At 69.5% G+C, this 15,020-nt stretch carries 16 protein-coding genes and 1 pseudogene; 9 read left to right on the forward strand and 8 right to left on the reverse strand.

What is annotated here, in order from left to right:
* Positions 1-19 precede the first annotated feature (19 nt).
* Positions 20-655: an LON peptidase substrate-binding domain-containing protein gene (locus GR168_RS04445; RefSeq protein WP_055475235.1), complete on the reverse strand. Its 636-nt coding sequence runs from the start codon at positions 653-655 to the stop codon at positions 20-22.
* A 54-nt stretch (positions 656-709) separates the two neighbouring features.
* A complete protein-coding gene (locus GR168_RS04450) occupies positions 710-1,018 on the reverse strand; it encodes an antibiotic biosynthesis monooxygenase (protein ID WP_035717146.1) in 309 nt (102 codons plus the stop codon).
* Positions 1,019-1,129: 111 nt separating this feature from the next.
* On the opposite strand from GR168_RS04450, the gene GR168_RS04455 reads away from it, so the two are divergent.
* Positions 1,130-1,960, forward strand: coding sequence for an alpha/beta hydrolase (locus tag GR168_RS04455; RefSeq protein ID WP_055475268.1), 831 nt, complete (start codon positions 1,130-1,132; stop codon positions 1,958-1,960).
* A gap of 69 nt (positions 1,961-2,029) precedes the next feature.
* Here GR168_RS04455 and GR168_RS04460 read toward each other — a convergent pair whose 3' ends face one another.
* Both GR168_RS04460 and GR168_RS04465 read right to left on the reverse strand, forming a co-directional pair.
* Positions 2,030-2,986 carry a hypothetical protein gene (locus tag GR168_RS04460; protein WP_055475234.1) on the reverse strand — a complete coding sequence of 319 codons (957 nt, stop codon included), beginning with the start codon at positions 2,984-2,986 and terminating at the stop codon, positions 2,030-2,032.
* A gap of 163 nt (positions 2,987-3,149) precedes the next feature.
* On the reverse strand, positions 3,150-4,046 hold the full coding sequence (locus tag GR168_RS04465) for an A/G-specific adenine glycosylase (protein ID WP_055475233.1): 897 nt from the start codon (positions 4,044-4,046) through the stop codon (positions 3,150-3,152).
* Between GR168_RS04465 and GR168_RS04470 the strand changes: the two genes are divergently transcribed.
* Entirely contained in the window at positions 4,045-4,695 is a 651-nt protein-coding gene (locus GR168_RS04470) for a carbonic anhydrase (protein WP_055475232.1), read from the forward strand. The two genes, GR168_RS04465 and GR168_RS04470, sit on opposite strands and share 2 nt — an antisense overlap.
* Positions 4,696-4,828: 133 nt before the next feature.
* On the forward strand, positions 4,829-5,599 hold the full coding sequence (locus tag GR168_RS04475; protein ID WP_159370135.1) for a hypothetical protein: 771 nt from the start codon (positions 4,829-4,831) through the stop codon (positions 5,597-5,599).
* Positions 5,600-5,628: 29 nt separating this feature from the next.
* Here GR168_RS04475 and disA read toward each other — a convergent pair whose 3' ends face one another.
* Complete coding sequence (gene disA, locus GR168_RS04480) at positions 5,629-6,714, reverse strand: DNA integrity scanning diadenylate cyclase DisA (protein ID WP_055475230.1); 1,086 nt, start codon at positions 6,712-6,714, stop codon at positions 5,629-5,631.
* A gap of 127 nt (positions 6,715-6,841) precedes the next feature.
* On the opposite strand from disA, the gene GR168_RS04485 reads away from it, so the two are divergent.
* Positions 6,842-7,369, forward strand: a complete 528-nt coding sequence (locus tag GR168_RS04485) for a PaaI family thioesterase (protein WP_171011614.1) — start codon at positions 6,842-6,844, stop codon at positions 7,367-7,369.
* Positions 7,370-7,391: 22 nt separating this feature from the next.
* Here the strand turns inward: GR168_RS04485 and radA are convergent, their stop codons facing one another.
* Both radA and GR168_RS04495 read right to left on the reverse strand, forming a co-directional pair.
* Positions 7,392-8,771, reverse strand: coding sequence for a DNA repair protein RadA (gene radA, locus GR168_RS04490; protein WP_055475228.1), 1,380 nt, complete (start codon positions 8,769-8,771; stop codon positions 7,392-7,394).
* Between the two features lie 185 nt (positions 8,772-8,956).
* A pseudogene (locus GR168_RS04495) lies at positions 8,957-9,586 on the reverse strand (hypothetical protein); the annotation flags it as partial.
* Positions 9,587-9,987: 401 nt separating this feature from the next.
* Between GR168_RS04495 and GR168_RS04500 the strand changes: the two are divergent.
* From GR168_RS04500 to rlmB, 5 genes are all read left to right on the forward strand, one after another.
* Positions 9,988-10,476, forward strand: coding sequence for a CarD family transcriptional regulator (locus GR168_RS04500; protein ID WP_004020903.1), 489 nt, complete (start codon positions 9,988-9,990; stop codon positions 10,474-10,476).
* A gap of 30 nt (positions 10,477-10,506) precedes the next feature.
* Complete coding sequence (gene ispD, locus GR168_RS04505; protein WP_065629174.1) at positions 10,507-11,199, forward strand: 2-C-methyl-D-erythritol 4-phosphate cytidylyltransferase; 693 nt, start codon at positions 10,507-10,509, stop codon at positions 11,197-11,199.
* The gene (gene ispF / locus GR168_RS04510) at positions 11,196-11,693 is read left to right on the forward strand and encodes a 2-C-methyl-D-erythritol 2,4-cyclodiphosphate synthase (protein WP_159370136.1); all 498 of its coding nucleotides are present in this window, start codon (positions 11,196-11,198) and stop codon (positions 11,691-11,693) included. Before ispD ends, ispF begins: the two co-directional genes overlap by 4 nt.
* Positions 11,694-11,887: 194 nt before the next feature.
* Positions 11,888-13,279 carry a cysteine--tRNA ligase gene (gene cysS, locus GR168_RS04515; protein ID WP_078112993.1) on the forward strand — a complete coding sequence of 464 codons (1,392 nt, stop codon included), beginning with the start codon at positions 11,888-11,890 and terminating at the stop codon, positions 13,277-13,279.
* Positions 13,279-14,229 (forward strand): 23S rRNA (guanosine(2251)-2'-O)-methyltransferase RlmB, encoded by a 951-nt coding sequence (gene rlmB / locus GR168_RS04520; protein WP_159370137.1) that lies wholly within the window; start codon positions 13,279-13,281, stop codon positions 14,227-14,229. The genes cysS and rlmB overlap by 1 nt, the downstream gene beginning before the upstream one ends.
* 20 nt (positions 14,230-14,249) lie before the next feature.
* On the opposite strand, the gene GR168_RS04525 is transcribed toward rlmB, so the two are convergent.
* On the reverse strand, positions 14,250-15,008 hold the full coding sequence (locus GR168_RS04525) for a 5-oxoprolinase subunit PxpA (RefSeq protein ID WP_055475217.1): 759 nt from the start codon (positions 15,006-15,008) through the stop codon (positions 14,250-14,252).
* Positions 15,009-15,020 lie beyond the last annotated feature (12 nt).

Below are 15,020 nucleotides of genomic sequence, written 5' to 3' on the forward strand. Positions count from 1 at the left end.
CTGATGCCAGGGGTGGTCGTCAGGAACTCCCGAAGGCCACCCGGGCCTCCATCCCCTGCATCACGTCGTGGAGGATCTCGATCTGATCGGTCGGGTCCTCGGCCTCGAGGAGTCGTTGCTGGTCATGCGGTTGTCCCGCCGTCTGCGCCGCCCACCGGTGGATGGGCGAGAGGTCCGCGGCCCGGGGATCGGAGTCGATGAGGGCGAAGGCGGCGATGATCGGCTCGGGATCCTCGCCGGCGGCGCGGAACTTCCGCCGGATGAGCTCGCGGTGTCGTTCGGCGAGGTCGCGCAGACGGGCCAGATCGGAGCGGCTCGGGGTCCGCTCGGGCAACACCGTGATGCGGGCGCGCGGATATGGATCGTCGGGCAGCCATTCCTCGACCCGGAACCGGCGTCGGCCGATCGCGGTCAGCGTCGCGCGGCCGTCCGGTAGCCGGGCGGTGATCTCGGCGTGCGCCAGCGTGCCGACGCGGCAGCGTGACTCGCCGCCGCCGACCTCCGAACCGCGCTCGATCAGCACCACGCCGAATCGGACCGTGGGTGGATCGGTCGAGGTGTCGACATGGTCGTCGAGCATCTGCCGATAGCGCGGTTCGAAGATGCGCAACGGCAGTTCCGCGCTCGGCACCAGGGCGGTGCCGAGCGGGAACATCGGCGCGACGAGCGACGCGCCCGCCGCCGGTTCAGAGGTCAGGGCGTGCTCGTCTCAGGACTTGGGCCGCGCGTCGAGCACGACCTCGAACTCGAGCAGATCCGCACCCGAGGCGACCGGCTTCGCGCGCTCACCGGAGTGCGCCTCGCGGGCCGGACCCGCCGACCAGGCCTGGAAGTCCTCTTCGGACTCCCACTCGGTGACGACGAAGTAGCGGTCGTCGCCCTTGACCGGACGCAGCAGCTGGAATCCGAGGAACCCCTTGGACCCGTCGACCGAGTGGGCGCGATTGGCGAACCGCTTCTCCAGTTCGGGGCCCGCGCCCTCGGGGACGGAGATGGCATTGATCTTCACAACAGACATGCGTCCACCATAGGCGCTGTGCGGGGGCGGTCGTCTGGGGAACGACGACACGGCGGTCGGGCCCCGTGCCGGTCGTCGGTGGCACTGCGGTTCTGCGACTACAGTTCTGGCATGTTCGACGGTGAGGTTCCGCAGGAGACCGGACTTCGCGACCACGGTGGTCCCGAAGTCGCGGACGAAGCGAACGGATCGTCGGCCACAGTCGAGCGCGCGGCGCCGCCCATCGTGTTGCTGCACGGCCTGATGGGCCGCGGACGGACATGGCGCCGCCAGGTCCCGTGGCTGCGCCGGTACGGCCGGGTGTTCACCTACGACGCCGCGTTCCACACCGGCGCCGACGCCGAACAACCCTGCGACGACGGCGAACTCGCGACGGAGCGGTTCGTCGCCGACCTCGCCGAGGTCCTCACCTGGATCGACCGCGGGCCTGCGGTCCTCATCGGGCATTCGATGGGAGCCCTACACGCCTGGTGCGCGGCGGCGGAGTACCCCGAACTCGTCGCAGCGCTGGTCGTCGAGGACATGGCCCCCGACTTCCGCGGCCGGACCACCACGAGCTGGACCCCGTGGTTCGAGTCCTGGCCGGACCGATTCGCCTCCGAGGCCGAAGCCGTCGAGATGTTCGGGCCGGTGGCCGGCCGCTACTTCTTCGAGGCCTTCGACGACGGCCGGTTACACGGTCGGATTCCGTTGTGGGCCGCGATCGCCGAGGAATGGGGCCGACGCGATTTCTGGACGCAATGGCGTTCGGTCGGCGTGCCGGCGCTGCTGATCGAGGCCGAGCACGGGGTCACCCCGCCGGGGCAGATGCGGACGATGTGCGCGGTCAACGACCACGCCCGGCATCTCCGCGTGCCGGATGCCGGACATCTGATCCACGACGACGCGCCACATGTGTATCGCGGTGCGGTGGAGGCATTCCTGTCCGGCCTCGACCGCTGAGACCGCCGCGCAACGTAATTCGGGGCGTACACGACGAATCGTGTACGCCCCGAGGAGGAACGGGTGGCGTCAGGCGGGGTCGGCCGGCGCGATGGGCGCGCCGTTGAGCCGACGCCAGCAGTGCACGAAAAACAGCTGGGCGACGGGAGCTGCAACGATCAGGCCGATTCCGCACAGTAGGGCGCCGACCAGGGTGATTGCGTAAGTCACCAACCACGTGAGTAGAGAGTCGCCGAATCTGGACTTCACCAACTCGAACGATGCCTTCAGTGCCTCGACAGGCGATAGCCCCTTGTCGATTGTGGCAACGATCGAGAAGATCAAGAAGAACGCGGCGATGATGCCGGGGAGCACGCACAGGAACGTACCGATGGCTGTGATGATCCCGACCAGAATCGCGGTGCCGATCACTGGTCCGAATCGAATCGGGGTCAGGAAAGATGCCGCGGATACAGGTTCGCCGTTAGCGACACGGACCGCTCCGGAGATGATGCTCGCCTGCAAGTACAGAATGCCGATGTAGAAGACCACGGCGATAAGCGCCATTAGGATGTAAGTACCGATTCCAGGCCCGCCGGACTGGATATACCCGTTCTCGTCTATAACGAGGTCGTCACTGCTGGCGAATAAAACGGTGTAGAAGACCCCGAGGAACACCGCGTAAAGCAGGAACATCGCGAGGCCCGGCAGGATCATCGCGCCGACGTTGTTCTTGAATTTGCCGAAGGCCCACGAGAACGCGGTGCCCACGTCGATCTTGCCCGAATCTCCCGGCGCGCCGTAGGGATCCGGGGCTCCGGGATAGGCCCCGGCGTCACCGTACTGCGGCCCGCCCGGAGGCGGCGGAGGCGGGGCCTGGCCGTACTGCGGCTGCGGCGGCGGCTGCTGGCCGTACGGCGGTTGCTGGGGAGGCTGCTGCCCGTACTGCGGCGGCTGCTGCCCGTATTGGGGCGGCTGCTGCCCGGGGAAGCCGCCCGGTTGCTGCGGGTCCGGCGGCGGGACAGGGGGATACGGCGGCTGACTCATGGATCGGGACATTAGCAACGATCCGGGCGTGGTGGGAGACTATCTCCGAACGATCAAACGACTGGTCAATGAACCCGGCACGGATTATGAGGTCTGTCGGCACCGGCTCGAGCGGAGTTCCGGTACAGCCGTCTCGGAGCCGTTCGGCGGAGTCCCGGCGGAGCTATGCCTCGCCGGCGAGGCAGTAGCGTCCGCTTGCGGTGATCTCCACGAGCCCGTCGACGAGCAGCGAATCCAGGGCCCGGTCGCGCTGGGCGGTGTCGGAGGTCCACACGACGTCGAGTGCGGCGCGGTCGACGGCGCCGCTCGTGTTGCGCAGGACATCGAGGAGCAGCCCGCGCACCTGACGGTCGGTGCCGGCGAACTTCTGCACCCGGCGCGGCGGTCCGGAGTGCGTCGGCCGGCCGAGGCCGACCCAGGTGCAACCGTCGACGAGAGGGCACATGTCGCACTTGGGGTTTCGAGCCGTGCAGACGAGCGCGCCGAGTTCCATCAGCGCCGCCGAGAAGCGTGGTGCCGACGCGGCGTAGGTGCCGTCGACGGACCGGGGGAGCAGCGCCTGCGCGTCGGCGAGATCCCGCCGCGACGGATTCGCCGGTTGTTCGCGCCCGTGAACCGCGCGGACGATGACCCGCCGGACGTTGGTGTCGACCACCGGCACGGCCTGTCCATAGGCGAAGCACGCGACCGCCCGTGCGGTGTAGTCCCCGATACCGGGCAGTCCCAGCATGGTCTCGACATCCTCGGGAACCCGATCGCCGTGGTCGGCGGCAAGCACCTTGGCGCACTCGTGAAGGCGGAGCGCGCGTCGGGGGTAGCCGAGCTTGCCCCACGCCCGCAGGACCTCCCCGGCCGGTTCGACCGCCATCGCCGAGGGGGCCGGCCACCGCCGGACCCACTCCCGCCAGGGTTCGACCACCCGGGACACCGGCGTCTGCTGCAACATGATCTCGCTGATGAGGATCTGCCAGCCGCTACACGACGGGTCACGCCACGGAAGATCCCGTTCATGCATATCGAACCAACCGAGCAGATGGCCCGATGGCACACTATTGGGCATGACCGCAACGACACCACGGCAGGCCTGGCGCATCCTGCGCGACGGCAACAACCGATTTGTGACAGGTGAATCTCAGCATCCCAGCCAGGGTATCGAGGACCGGGCGCGACTCGCCGGGGGCCAGCATCCGCACGTCGCGCTCTTCGGTTGCGCCGACTCGCGGCTGGCGGCCGAGATCATCTTCGACCAGGGCCTCGGCGACATGTTCGTCGTCCGCACGGCCGGTCAGGTCATCGACTCGGCAGTCCTCGGTTCGCTCGAGTACGCCGTCGAGGTGTTGCAGGTGCCGCTCATCGTGATCCTCGGGCACGACAGCTGCGGCGCGGTGAAGGCCACCCTCGACGCGCTCGACGACAACCAGATCCCCGGCGGTTACATCCGCGATGTCGTGGAACGGGTCACCCCCAGCATCCTCGCCGGCCGTAGCGAGGGCCTGACACGAGTCGACGAGTTCGAGGCCCGCCATGTGGTGGAGACCGGGCAGCTGCTCATGCAGCGCAGCCGGATCATCGCCGACCGGATCAGTACCGGCCGCCTGGCGATCGTCGGCCTGACCTACCAGCTCAGCGAGGGGCAGGTGAACGTCCAGGGCGTGTACGGGGACATCGGTGAACGCCCGGCGCCCACCGCGGTGGCCGAGTCTGCCTGACGTCGTATTCGTCTCCGCATGCGGTGGACCTGAAGGCGAACTCTAGACTTTGCCTGCTCGGGACCGCTTTCCCGCTGCGACACGCCGCACGTGATGAACCAGAAGTCAAGACCCGGCCGTTAGCGTTGTGGTCGTGATCGAACCCCAGGGCCCGCTGCCACCCGAGATCTACTGGCGACGCCGCGTCGTCGCCGCGGGTGGTGCGCTGGTCGTGGTCGGTCTGGTCGTCGCACTGATCGTGTGGATGACGTCGGGAAGCGGGGATCCGCAGAACACCGCGGCCACCGCGAGCGCGCCGTCGAGTTCGTCGGCGTCGTCGACGACATCCGCGCCGCCCGCGTCGGAGCCGCAGGCGGGTGGCGCCTCCGGTGAACCGGATGCGGGGGGCGGCGCCGGCGGCGGGGCGGGTGCTCCGGCGGGGCCGCCCGCGGGGTCCGCGACCCCGGTCGAATCGGCAAGTCCAGCAGGCGTTCCCGGAGCGGCCGGCGGGCCGGCCCTGTGCCCGGATCAGGCGATCTCGGTGGTCCTCTACACCGACAAGCCCACCTACACGATCGGACAGAACCCGGTGTTCACCATCGTGACCACCAACGCGGGACTGTCCGAGTGCACCCGCGACGTCGGCAAGGCCGTGCAGAACGTCATCGTCCGCACCCTGGACGGCACCCGGACGCTGTGGTCGGCGCGCGACTGCTCGCCGCTGAACACGGTCAACAACGTGGTGCTCAAGCCTGCGCAGCAGGTGAAGGACACGATCACCTGGTCGGGCACCACCAGCAGCCCCGGTTGCGAGCGCCCGCGGACCCAGGTGCCCGCCGGCTCCTACTCCGCCATCGGCAAGATCGGCGAACGCGAATCGTTCCCGATCACGTTCAACATGGTCGCCCCGGCCCAACAGCCCTGAGCGACGGTCACGTTCGCCGGGCCAGGCGACTAGTCGTAGCGCTCGATGCTGGTCTCGGCCAGGCGGGACAGTCCCTCACGGATGTGGCGGGCCCAGATGCTGCCGATACCCTCGACCGCCTGCAGATCGGCCGACGAGCTCGCGAGCAGCGCCTGTAGGGTCCCGAAGCTGCGCACGAGCCGGTCCACGTGGGCGAACTGCAGCCGCGAGATCCGGGCGAGCAGACGGTAACCGCGGGGACTCATCGCCGTGTCCTGGGCCTCGATCGTCGTCGGGTACCCGAAGGCCCCGGCGAGCAGGGTGAGGTCGAGAAGGTCTGCGTCGCTGAGGTTCTCGACGACCTCGAGCGCCTGGCGGACATCCTCGGCGGTCGCCGGCTCGGGGCTGGCGTAGTAGTCGCGGACGAGCAGTTCGCGCATGGTGTCGTTGTCGCTGATCAGCTCCTCGAGCTGCAGGCTGACCTGCCGGCCGTTCACACCGAGTTCGAGGACGTACTCCTCGATCTCGGCCGACACACGACGGACCATCTCCATGCGCTGGGCGGTCGACATCGCGTCGCGCAGCAGCACGTAGTCCTCGATCTCCGCGCGCGACAGCGCCGAGATCACCTCGTCGAGCCGGGCCTTGTACCGCTCGAGGGTGGCCAGCGCGACGTTGGCGCGGGACAGGATCGGGTCCGGGCTCTCGACGACCCGGCGGGCGCCGTCGACGTAGACGCTCACGATCGACATCGACGCGCTCACCGAGATCACCGGATGCCCGGTCTGGATGGCGGTCCGCTCCGCCGCGCGGTGACGGGTGCCCGACTCCTCGGTCGGGATGGAGGGATCGGGGACCAGCTGGACGTTGGCCCGCACGATGCGCTTGCCGTCGGTGGAGAGCACGACTGCGCCGTCCATCTTGGCGAGCTCGCGCAGTCGCGTCGGCGCGAACTCCACGTCGAGGTGGAAACCGCCGTCGCAGATCTTCTCGACGTCGGAGTCGTGCCCCAGCACGATGAGGGCGCCGGTGCCGCCTCGCAGGATGCGTTCGAGGCCGTCACGAAGCGGCGTGCCGGGCGCGACGCGCGCCACCGTGTCGCGCGTCAGCTCGGATCTGACCACCTCGGCAACCATGACTTCCCTCCAGTGACCCGTCCGTCCCCGCGGGGACGGCGCCCACCCGCGCAAGGCCGGATGCCAGCGACATCGGCCGTTCTGATGGTGACTAGGGTACCGGGGTGTGAAGAGCAGCAGTTTCGTGGTGCCCGACGACCTGGACGAGGTGGAACGCCACCCGAAGGCGGCCAAGCCGGGCGAACCCGTCCGCATGCACAACCCGACCTGCTATGGCTGTGGACCGGACTCCCCGCAGGGCCTGCATCTGGTGGTGCATGCGGGTGAGGGGTTCACCGTCGACGCGTCGATGGAGGTCGAGACCCGGATGGAGGGCGGCCCCGGCGTCATCCACGGCGGCATCCTGAGCACCGCGTTCGACGAGGTGATGGGCACGATCCCGCTCCTGATCGGGCCCTCCGGGGTGACGGTGCATCTCGAGGTTGATTACATCCGGCCCATCCCGGTGGGCTCGACGCTGCAGTTCACCGGCACCTTGCTGGGCCGACAGCGCCGCAAGATCTTCACCGAGGCGGTCGCCCACATCGGTAATCCGGACGAGCCGGTGGCCAGCGCACACGCGATCTTCGTGACGATCGATGTGCGGAAGCACTTCGCCGCCCATGTCGAGAAGAGCGCCCGGGCGGAGGAGTACAAACGCCGGATGTACCCCTAGGCGCAGCGGCCAGGGGGACGGGTCAGAAGGGCGCGTCCACCGGATCGGCGTCGCGGAGACCGACGGCGTCGCCGAGGTTCGCCACACGCAGGATCCGGATGCCCGTCGGCAGTTCCTCGTCGGTGGCCGCGGGGATGATCGCCTCCCGGAAGCCGAGTCGCTTCGCCTCTGCGAGTCGGCGCGCGACGGCCGAGACACGACGGACCTCACCGCCGAGCCCGACCTCGCCGACGACCACCGTCGACTGCGGGATCGGCTGGTTCTTCACCGTGGAGTACACGGCGAGCGCGATCGCGAGATCGGCGGCCGGCTCGGTCACGCGCATGCCGCCCACCGTGGAGAGATACACCTCGCTCTTCGCGATCTGTTTCAGACCCCCGCGTGCCTGCAGTACCGCGAGCACCATCGAGACGCGGTTCATGTCCAGGCCGGAGACCGCCCGGCGCGGAATGTTCATCTCGGTGCCGTTCGCCAGCGCCTGGACCTCGCCCACCAGTGCGCGTTTGCCGTCCATGGTCACCAGGGTCGCGCTGCCGCTCACATCCGAATCACGTTGATGCAGAAAGATTCCGGAGGGATCCGGGACCTGATGGATGCCGTCGTCGCGCTGTTCGAAACACCCCACCTCGTCGGCCGCACCGAACCGGTTCTTGACACCGCGGACCATGCGTAGCGTCGAGTGCCGGTCACCCTCGAACGCGAGTACGACGTCGACGAGGTGCTCCAGCGACCGCGGCCCGGCGACCGCGCCCTCCTTGGTGACGTGGCCGACGAGGATGACCGCGACCCCGCGGTTCTTGGCGAGCGAGACCAGTGCGGTCGTGACCGCCCGGATCTGGGTCACGCCGCCGGTGACGCCGTCGGCCCCGGAGGCGACGAGGGTCTGTACCGAGTCGACGATCATGAGTGACGGCGCGACGGAGTCGACGTGGCCGAGGATCGTCGCGAGGTCGGTCTCGGCGGCCAGGTAGACGTTCGGGTGCACCGCGCCGGTGCGCTCGGCCCGCATGCGGACCTGCCCGGCAGATTCCTCGCCGGTGATGTAGAGCGCCGTGCGGTCCTGTGCCGCCCAGTGTTTGACGGCTTCGAGCAGCAGCGTCGACTTGCCGACGCCGGGCTCACCGGCCAGCAGGATGACCGAGCCCGGGACGACGCCGCGGCCCAGCACCCGGTCGAGCTCGCCGATGCCCGTGGGGATCGCGGCGGACGATTCGGCGTCGACCTCGGTGATGCGCAGAGCGGGGCTCGACGGTGCGACCGCCGCGGTCGAGCGCGCCGACGGTGCCGGCCCGGCCACCTCGCCGATGGTGCCCCATTCGCCGCACTCGGGGCAGCGGCCCACCCACTTGGGCACCTGATGGCCACACGCGGTGCAGCGGAAGGACGTCTTGGTTCTGGCCACCCGGTCAGCCTAGGTGGCGGGGCCGACAGAACGAGCGAGGCCCGGCGGGTGCCGGGCCTCGCTCGTGGAAGTGGTTCGACCGGTGGTCAGTGGCCGCCTTCGCCGTGACCCTCGCCGTCGGCGCCGTGTTCGCCGGTGCCGGCCCCGGAGCCCTCTTCGCCGTGGCCCTCGTCGCCGTGATGCTAGTTGTAGAAGGTCGGCTCGGCGTTACGTGCCACGTCCTGGCGCTCGAGCTCGGCGCCGCCGTCGACCGGGGCGTCGACGGTGGTCTGGCCGGCATCGACCCAGCGGCCGTCGGCCTCGCGCTTCTCGAACACGAACGTCAGCTCGGTCGTCAGACCCGCCGCGACCGTGTCACCGGTGTTGTCGAGCTCGACGCTGAGGCGCTTCTCGAACTCGGCGTTGGCGCCGACCGGGGTGCCGCCGCGCAGCGCCCCGTTGGGCGGGATGACGCGGTCATCGGCCTCAGCGCCCTCGATGAAGGTGACCTGCCCCTCCTCGGGGTTGATCCCCTTGAGGCGGTAGTAGACAAGCGGATCGGAGTTGGCGATGACGAACGCCAGCTCGAACGGTCCGCCGTCGCCGAAGACCGTCGATGCGTCGTTCTCGGGGTAGAGGATCTGCACGTCGCGGAGCTCGAGTTCGTCGTAGTTGACGTTCGCGCCGTTGATCGCGGGCAGCTGATTGGCGGTCTGCGAGATCTGACCCGCACCGCAGCCGGTGGTGCCGAGGGCGACGGCGATGCCGATCGCGGCAACCGCGGTCACCATGCGAGATGGCCGAACCGCCGACCGCCGCGCGGAAAGTGATAGCACTGACACCCGATCCTCCCAGGTCAAACGAAGCCGACATGCAGCGCGCGAAACCCTGCACTACGCAGCGTAGTGGGCGCGGTGCGGAAAAGTCCGGCCGGGTACCCGATTGGTCTGTCGCCGTCGCCGGCGCCACGGCCCCGCAGCGGTCGCCGGGTGGTCGTGCCCACGTCGTCCCAGGGGTCGGCGGGCGGTGCCGGGGAGCCCGGTCGACACCGTGGTGGGGCGTACCCCGCGCCAGGCCGACGGGGAGCTCCGGTGGGGTAGCGCACCCTCACCGCGCACCCCTCGCGACCTCGCAAGAGCCTGTCATGAAACCTGTTCACCGCGTTGACCTGCACCGTTGGGTGGGTGCCTCGGAACGCCCGTGCTAGACTGGCTTCACTCGAAAGGGGCAAGGAACATTGAATTTCAAAGTTGGCGACACCGTCGTTTACCCCCATCACGGTGCTGCCCGGGTCGAAGACATCGTGACCCGGACCATCAAGGGTGAGCAGATCGAATACCTTGTTCTCAAGGTTGCCGACGGTGACATGACCGTTCAGATTCCCTCGACGAAGCTCGAGTACGTGGGCGTTCGCGACGTCGTCGGGCAGGAAGGTCTCGATCAGGTCTTCCAGGTTCTGCGGGCCCCGCACACCGAGGAGCCGACCAACTGGGCGCGCCGGTTCAAGGCGAACCAGGAGAAGCTGATCTCGGGCGACATCATCAAGGTCGCCGAGATCGTCCGCGACCTCTGGCGTCGCGAACAGGATCGTGGGTTGTCGGCCGGTGAGAAGCGGATGCTGACCCGAGCCCGTCGCGTTCTGGTCGACGAGTTGTCACTCGCCCAGAACACCGACGACGAGAAGGCCACCAGCATGCTGGACGAGGTCCTCGCCGCCGCTTCCTGACCGCCGGTCGTACCTGGTTCAGGACTCTTCGTGACCCCTACGCCGGAGCTTTCCGGCGCAGAAGTCTGTGTCATCATCCCGGCCGCCGGGTCGGGAACCCGGCTCGGTGAGCCGGTGCCCAAGGCCTTCGTGGACGTGGGTGGACGGACGATCCTCGAGCGATGCGTCGACAACATCCCCGCCTCGCTGGGGGCGACCGTGGTCGTCGTGGTGCCCGCCGACCTCGTCGAGCGGGCATCGGCGTTGCTGACCGGCGTGCGCGTCGTCGCCGGTGGCGCTCACCGGTCGGATTCGGTGCGCGCCGGCATCGCCGCCGCCGGCCACGCCGGCATCCTGCTCGTGCACGACGCCGCGCGACCACTCACCCCCGCGCGGGTGTTCACCGACGTCGTCGCCGCGATCCGCGCCGGGCATCAGGCGGTCGTCCCCGCCGTTCCCGTCGTCGACACCCTCAAACAGGTCGAGCCCGGCCCGGCCGGTCTCGAGCGCGTGACGCGGACCGTCGACCGCGAGGAGTTGCGCGCCGTGCAGACCCCCCAGGGTTTCGCCCGTGACGCCCTCCTCCGCGCGCACGCCGATGACGCCGGTATCGCGACCGACGACGCCGGCCTCGTCGAGAGATGCGGAATCGATGTCCACCTCGTCCCCGGAGACCCGCTTGCCATGAAGATCACCACGCCCTGGGACCTGCGTATCGTGCGCGACATGGTCGGTGGTCGATGAGGGTCGGCATCGGTACCGATGCCCATCGCGTCGACGCGTCCGCCGAGTGCTGGATGGTCGGTCTGTATTTTCCCGACGAACCGGGGTGTGAAGGCCACTCCGACGGCGACGTCGGCGCCCACGCGCTGTGCGATGCGGTGCTGTCGGCGGCGGGTCTGGGTGACGTGGGTTCCGTGTTCGGCACCGGTCGCCCGGAGTGGGAGGGTGTCTCGGGAGTCCAGATGCTGTCGCACGTACGGACTCTCATCGAGGCCGACGGGCTCCGCGTGGTGAACGCGGCCGTACAGGTGGTGGGCAATCGGCCCAAGATCGGACCGCGCCGTGCGGAGGCGCAGCAGGTGCTGTCCGACGTGCTGGGCGGCCCGGTGTCGGTGTCGGCGACCACGACCGACGGCCTGGGCATGACCGGCCGCGGCGAGGGTATCGCCGCGGTGGCCACCGCGCTGCTGGACGCCGCGCTGTCGCAGGCCATGCCGCCGTACGATTCCGCTTAGTCCGCGACGTTCAGCACGAGCCCGTAGGGGCTGCGCTGCTCCAGGTGGCCCCGCCCGTGGGCCCTTGAGCACGCGCGGACGCACACCGTAGCGCCGAACGCCATGCGCCCGTGTCCGGTGGCCTTGCGTGAGGTGCGCGCACCTGCGGCTCGGGCCGTCGGTGGCCAGGTCAGGGTCCGGTAGGATTGCCGGTCGTGACCCTGCGCCTGTATGACACCGACTCCCGAGAGGTGCGCGACTTCGTGCCGCTGCACCCAGGCCAAGCGTCGGTGTACCTGTGCGGGGCGACGGTCCAGGGAGTTCCGCACATCGGGCACGTCCGCAGCGGCATCGCCTTCGACATCCTGCGGCGCTGGCTGACCCACCAGGGCCTCGACGTGCTGTTCGTGCGCAACGTGACCGACATCGACGACAAAATCCTGCGGAAGGCCGCGGACGCGGGACGGCCGTGGTGGGAATGGGCGGCCACCCACGAGCGTGCGTTCGACGACGCCTACCGCGCGCTGGGGGTCCTGCCGCCGTCGGCCGAGCCGCGGGCCACGGGGTTCGTCACCCAGATGATCGAATACATGGAGCGACTGATCGACCGCGGACACGCCTACGTCGCCGACGGCAACGTGTACTTCGACGTCCGGAGCCTGCCGGAGTACGGGTCGCTGTCCGGACACCGGCTCGACGACGTGCATCAGGGCGAGAGCGCGGGGACCGGCAAACGCGATCCCCGCGACTTCACCCTGTGGAAGGCGGCCAAGCCCGACGAGCCGTCCTGGCCGACGCCCTGGGGCCCCGGCCGTCCCGGCTGGCACCTCGAGTGCTCGGCGATGGCCACCTCGCTGCTCGGCGCTGAGTTCGACATCCACTGCGGCGGGATGGATCTCATCTTCCCGCACCACGAGAACGAGATCGCGCAGGCACACGGTGCGGGAGATGCGTTCGCGCGCTACTGGTTACACAACGGCTGGGTCACCATGGGTGGCGAGAAGATGAGCAAGTCGCTGGGCAACGTGGTGTCGATCCCCGCGATGCTGCAACGGGTCCGGGCGGTCGAGCTCCGCTACTACCTCGGCAGCGCGCACTACCGGTCGATGCTGGAGTACTCGTCTGGCGCGCTCACCGAGGCCGCCGCCGGCTATCGGCGCGTCGAGTCGTTCGTGGCCCGGGTCGGCGCGCGCGTGGGCGAGGTGGTCGTCGGGGATGTCGACCCCGAGTTCGCCGCCGCGCTCGACGACGACCTCGGCGTCCCGGCCGCACTCGCGGTCGTGCACAACGTGGTTCGGCAGGGCAACACCGCGTTGGAGTCCGGTGACGGAGCCGCCGCGCTGGCGGCGGCATCCACGGTCCGCGCGATGATGGGGATTCTGGGCGTCGACCCGCTGGACGACCGGTGGGCGGGTGCCGCCGACGAGTCGGCCACCACCTCCGCACTCGACGTGCTGGTGCAGGCGGAATTGCAGCGACGCGCCGACGCGCGCGTCGCCAAGGACTGGGCGACCGCGGACGCGGTGCGGGATCGGCTGGCGCAGGCCGGTATCGAGGTCACCGACACCCCCGACGGTGCGCAATGGGCATTGAAGGGTGAGGCGTGATGGCAGGGAATTCCAAGCGTAGAGGCGCGATTCGCAAGGACGGCACCAAGAAAGGACAGACCGTCGGGTCGGGTGGTCAGCGTCGCCGCGGCCTCGAGGCCCGTGGCGCGACACCGAAAGCGGTTGACCGGCCGTATCATCCGGCCCACAAGCGAGCCAAGGCGGCGTCGAAGTCGGCGGCCGGCCGCGGCGGGGCGCGGGCCCGGGACGAAGGCCCCGAGTATGTCCTCGGCCGCAATCCGGTTGTGGAATGCCTGCGCGCCGGCGTGCCGGCCACCGCGCTGTACATCGCCACCAACTCCGAGCCCGACGAGCGGGTCGCCGAGGCGGTGAAGATCGCCGGCGACTCGGCGATCTCCATCCTCGAGGTCGGCAAACCCGAACTCGATCGCCTGTCCACCAACGGAATGCACCAGGGCATCGCGCTGCAGGTGCCGGAGTTCGAGTACACCCACCCGGACGACCTGATGGCGGAGGCCAAGGCCAGCGGCACCCCGCCGCTGCTCGTCGCCCTCGACAACATCACCGATCCGCGCAACCTGGGCGCGGTGATCCGCTCGGTCGCGGCCTTCGGCGGGCACGGCGTGGTCATCCCCGCACGGCGCAGCGCGAGCGTGACGGCCGTCGCCTGGCGGACCAGCGCCGGTGCCGCGGCGCGCCTGCCGGTCGCCCGCGCGACCAATCTGACTCGCACATTGAAGGATTGGGCCGACGCCGGGGCGCAACTGGTCGGTCTAGATGCAGACGGTGACGTCACCACCGACGACTACGACGGCAGCGGCCCCACCGTGATCGTGGTCGGTTCGGAGGGCAAGGGGCTCTCCCGCCTCGTCCGCGAGAGCTGCGACTCGATCCTGTCCATTCCGATGGCCGGCGACGTCGAGAGCCTCAACGCCTCGGTCGCCGCGGGTGTGGTCCTCGCCGAGTTCGCCCGCCAGCGACGCGGCTAGGCAGCATCCCTCCCGGCCGGTCAGGCCGGTGGCGCGCCGATGACGATTCCGGCGGCGGTGAGTGCGTCGCGCACGGCCTGCGCGTGTCCGACCGCGCCCGGGGTGTCGCCATGGAGGCAGACCGATCCGGCGTCGACGTCGATCAGGGTTCCGTCGATCGCGCCGATCCGGCCCGTCGTGACGAGTTCGACCACCCGTCGCGCGATCTCGGCGCTGTCCGACAACACCGCGCCGTCGGTTCCGCGCGGCACGAGGGTGCCCTCCGGGGTGTAGGCGCGGTCGGCGAACGCCTCGGAGATGGTGTCGAGTCCCGCCCGTCGGGCGCGTGACAGCACCTCCGATCCCGGTAGCCCCATGACCGCCAATCCGGCGTCGACATCGCGGACCGCGGTGACCACGGCCTCGGCCTGCTGCTCGTGATGGACGATGGTGTTGTACAGCGCGCCATGCGGTTTGACGTAGGTGACGGCCCCGCCGACCGATCGGGCGAGGGCGTCGAGCGCGCCGATCTGGTACACCAGGTCGGCGACGAGGTCCGGAGTCGTCATCTCCATGAACCGGCGCCCGAAGCCGCTGCGATCGGGGTAGGACACCTGGGCGCCGATCCGGACCCCGGCGTCGACCGCGGCCCGGCAGGTGGCGAGCAACTGCGCGGGGGTGCCGGCGTGAAAGCCGCACGCCACGTTGGCGCTGGTGACGATCCCCAGCATCGCCGCGTCGTCACCGATGCCCTCACCGAGGTCGGCGTTGAGGTCGATGCGTGCCGCGCCGGAACCCATGAGCGCATCGTA

The organism is Gordonia sp. JH63 (genome assembly GCF_009856645.1).
In the GTDB taxonomy this organism is placed as follows: Bacteria; Actinomycetota; Actinomycetes; order Mycobacteriales; family Mycobacteriaceae; genus Gordonia; species Gordonia hongkongensis.

What these genes read in the sequence shown, in the direction of transcription:
- GR168_RS04525 (WP_055475217.1), bottom strand. Translation starts at nt 15,008, where the DNA reads ATGGGTTCCGGCGCGGCACGCATCGACCTCAACGCCGACCTCGGTGAG.
- rlmB (WP_159370137.1), top strand. Translation starts at nt 13,279, where the DNA reads ATGGCAGGGAATTCCAAGCGTAGAGGCGCGATTCGCAAGGACGGCACC.
- GR168_RS04460 (WP_055475234.1), bottom strand. Translation starts at nt 2,986, where the DNA reads ATGAGTCAGCCGCCGTATCCCCCTGTCCCGCCGCCGGACCCGCAGCAA.
- GR168_RS04470 (WP_055475232.1), top strand. Translation starts at nt 4,045, where the DNA reads ATGACCGCAACGACACCACGGCAGGCCTGGCGCATCCTGCGCGACGGC.
- GR168_RS04455 (WP_055475268.1), top strand. Translation starts at nt 1,130, where the DNA reads ATGTTCGACGGTGAGGTTCCGCAGGAGACCGGACTTCGCGACCACGGT.
- disA (WP_055475230.1), bottom strand. Translation starts at nt 6,714, where the DNA reads ATGGTTGCCGAGGTGGTCAGATCCGAGCTGACGCGCGACACGGTGGCG.
- GR168_RS04465 (WP_055475233.1), bottom strand. Translation starts at nt 4,046, where the DNA reads ATGCCCAATAGTGTGCCATCGGGCCATCTGCTCGGTTGGTTCGATATG.
- GR168_RS04445 (WP_055475235.1), bottom strand. Translation starts at nt 655, where the DNA reads ATGTTCCCGCTCGGCACCGCCCTGGTGCCGAGCGCGGAACTGCCGTTG.
- ispF (WP_159370136.1), top strand. Translation starts at nt 11,196, where the DNA reads ATGAGGGTCGGCATCGGTACCGATGCCCATCGCGTCGACGCGTCCGCC.
- GR168_RS04450 (WP_035717146.1), bottom strand. Translation starts at nt 1,018, where the DNA reads ATGTCTGTTGTGAAGATCAATGCCATCTCCGTCCCCGAGGGCGCGGGC.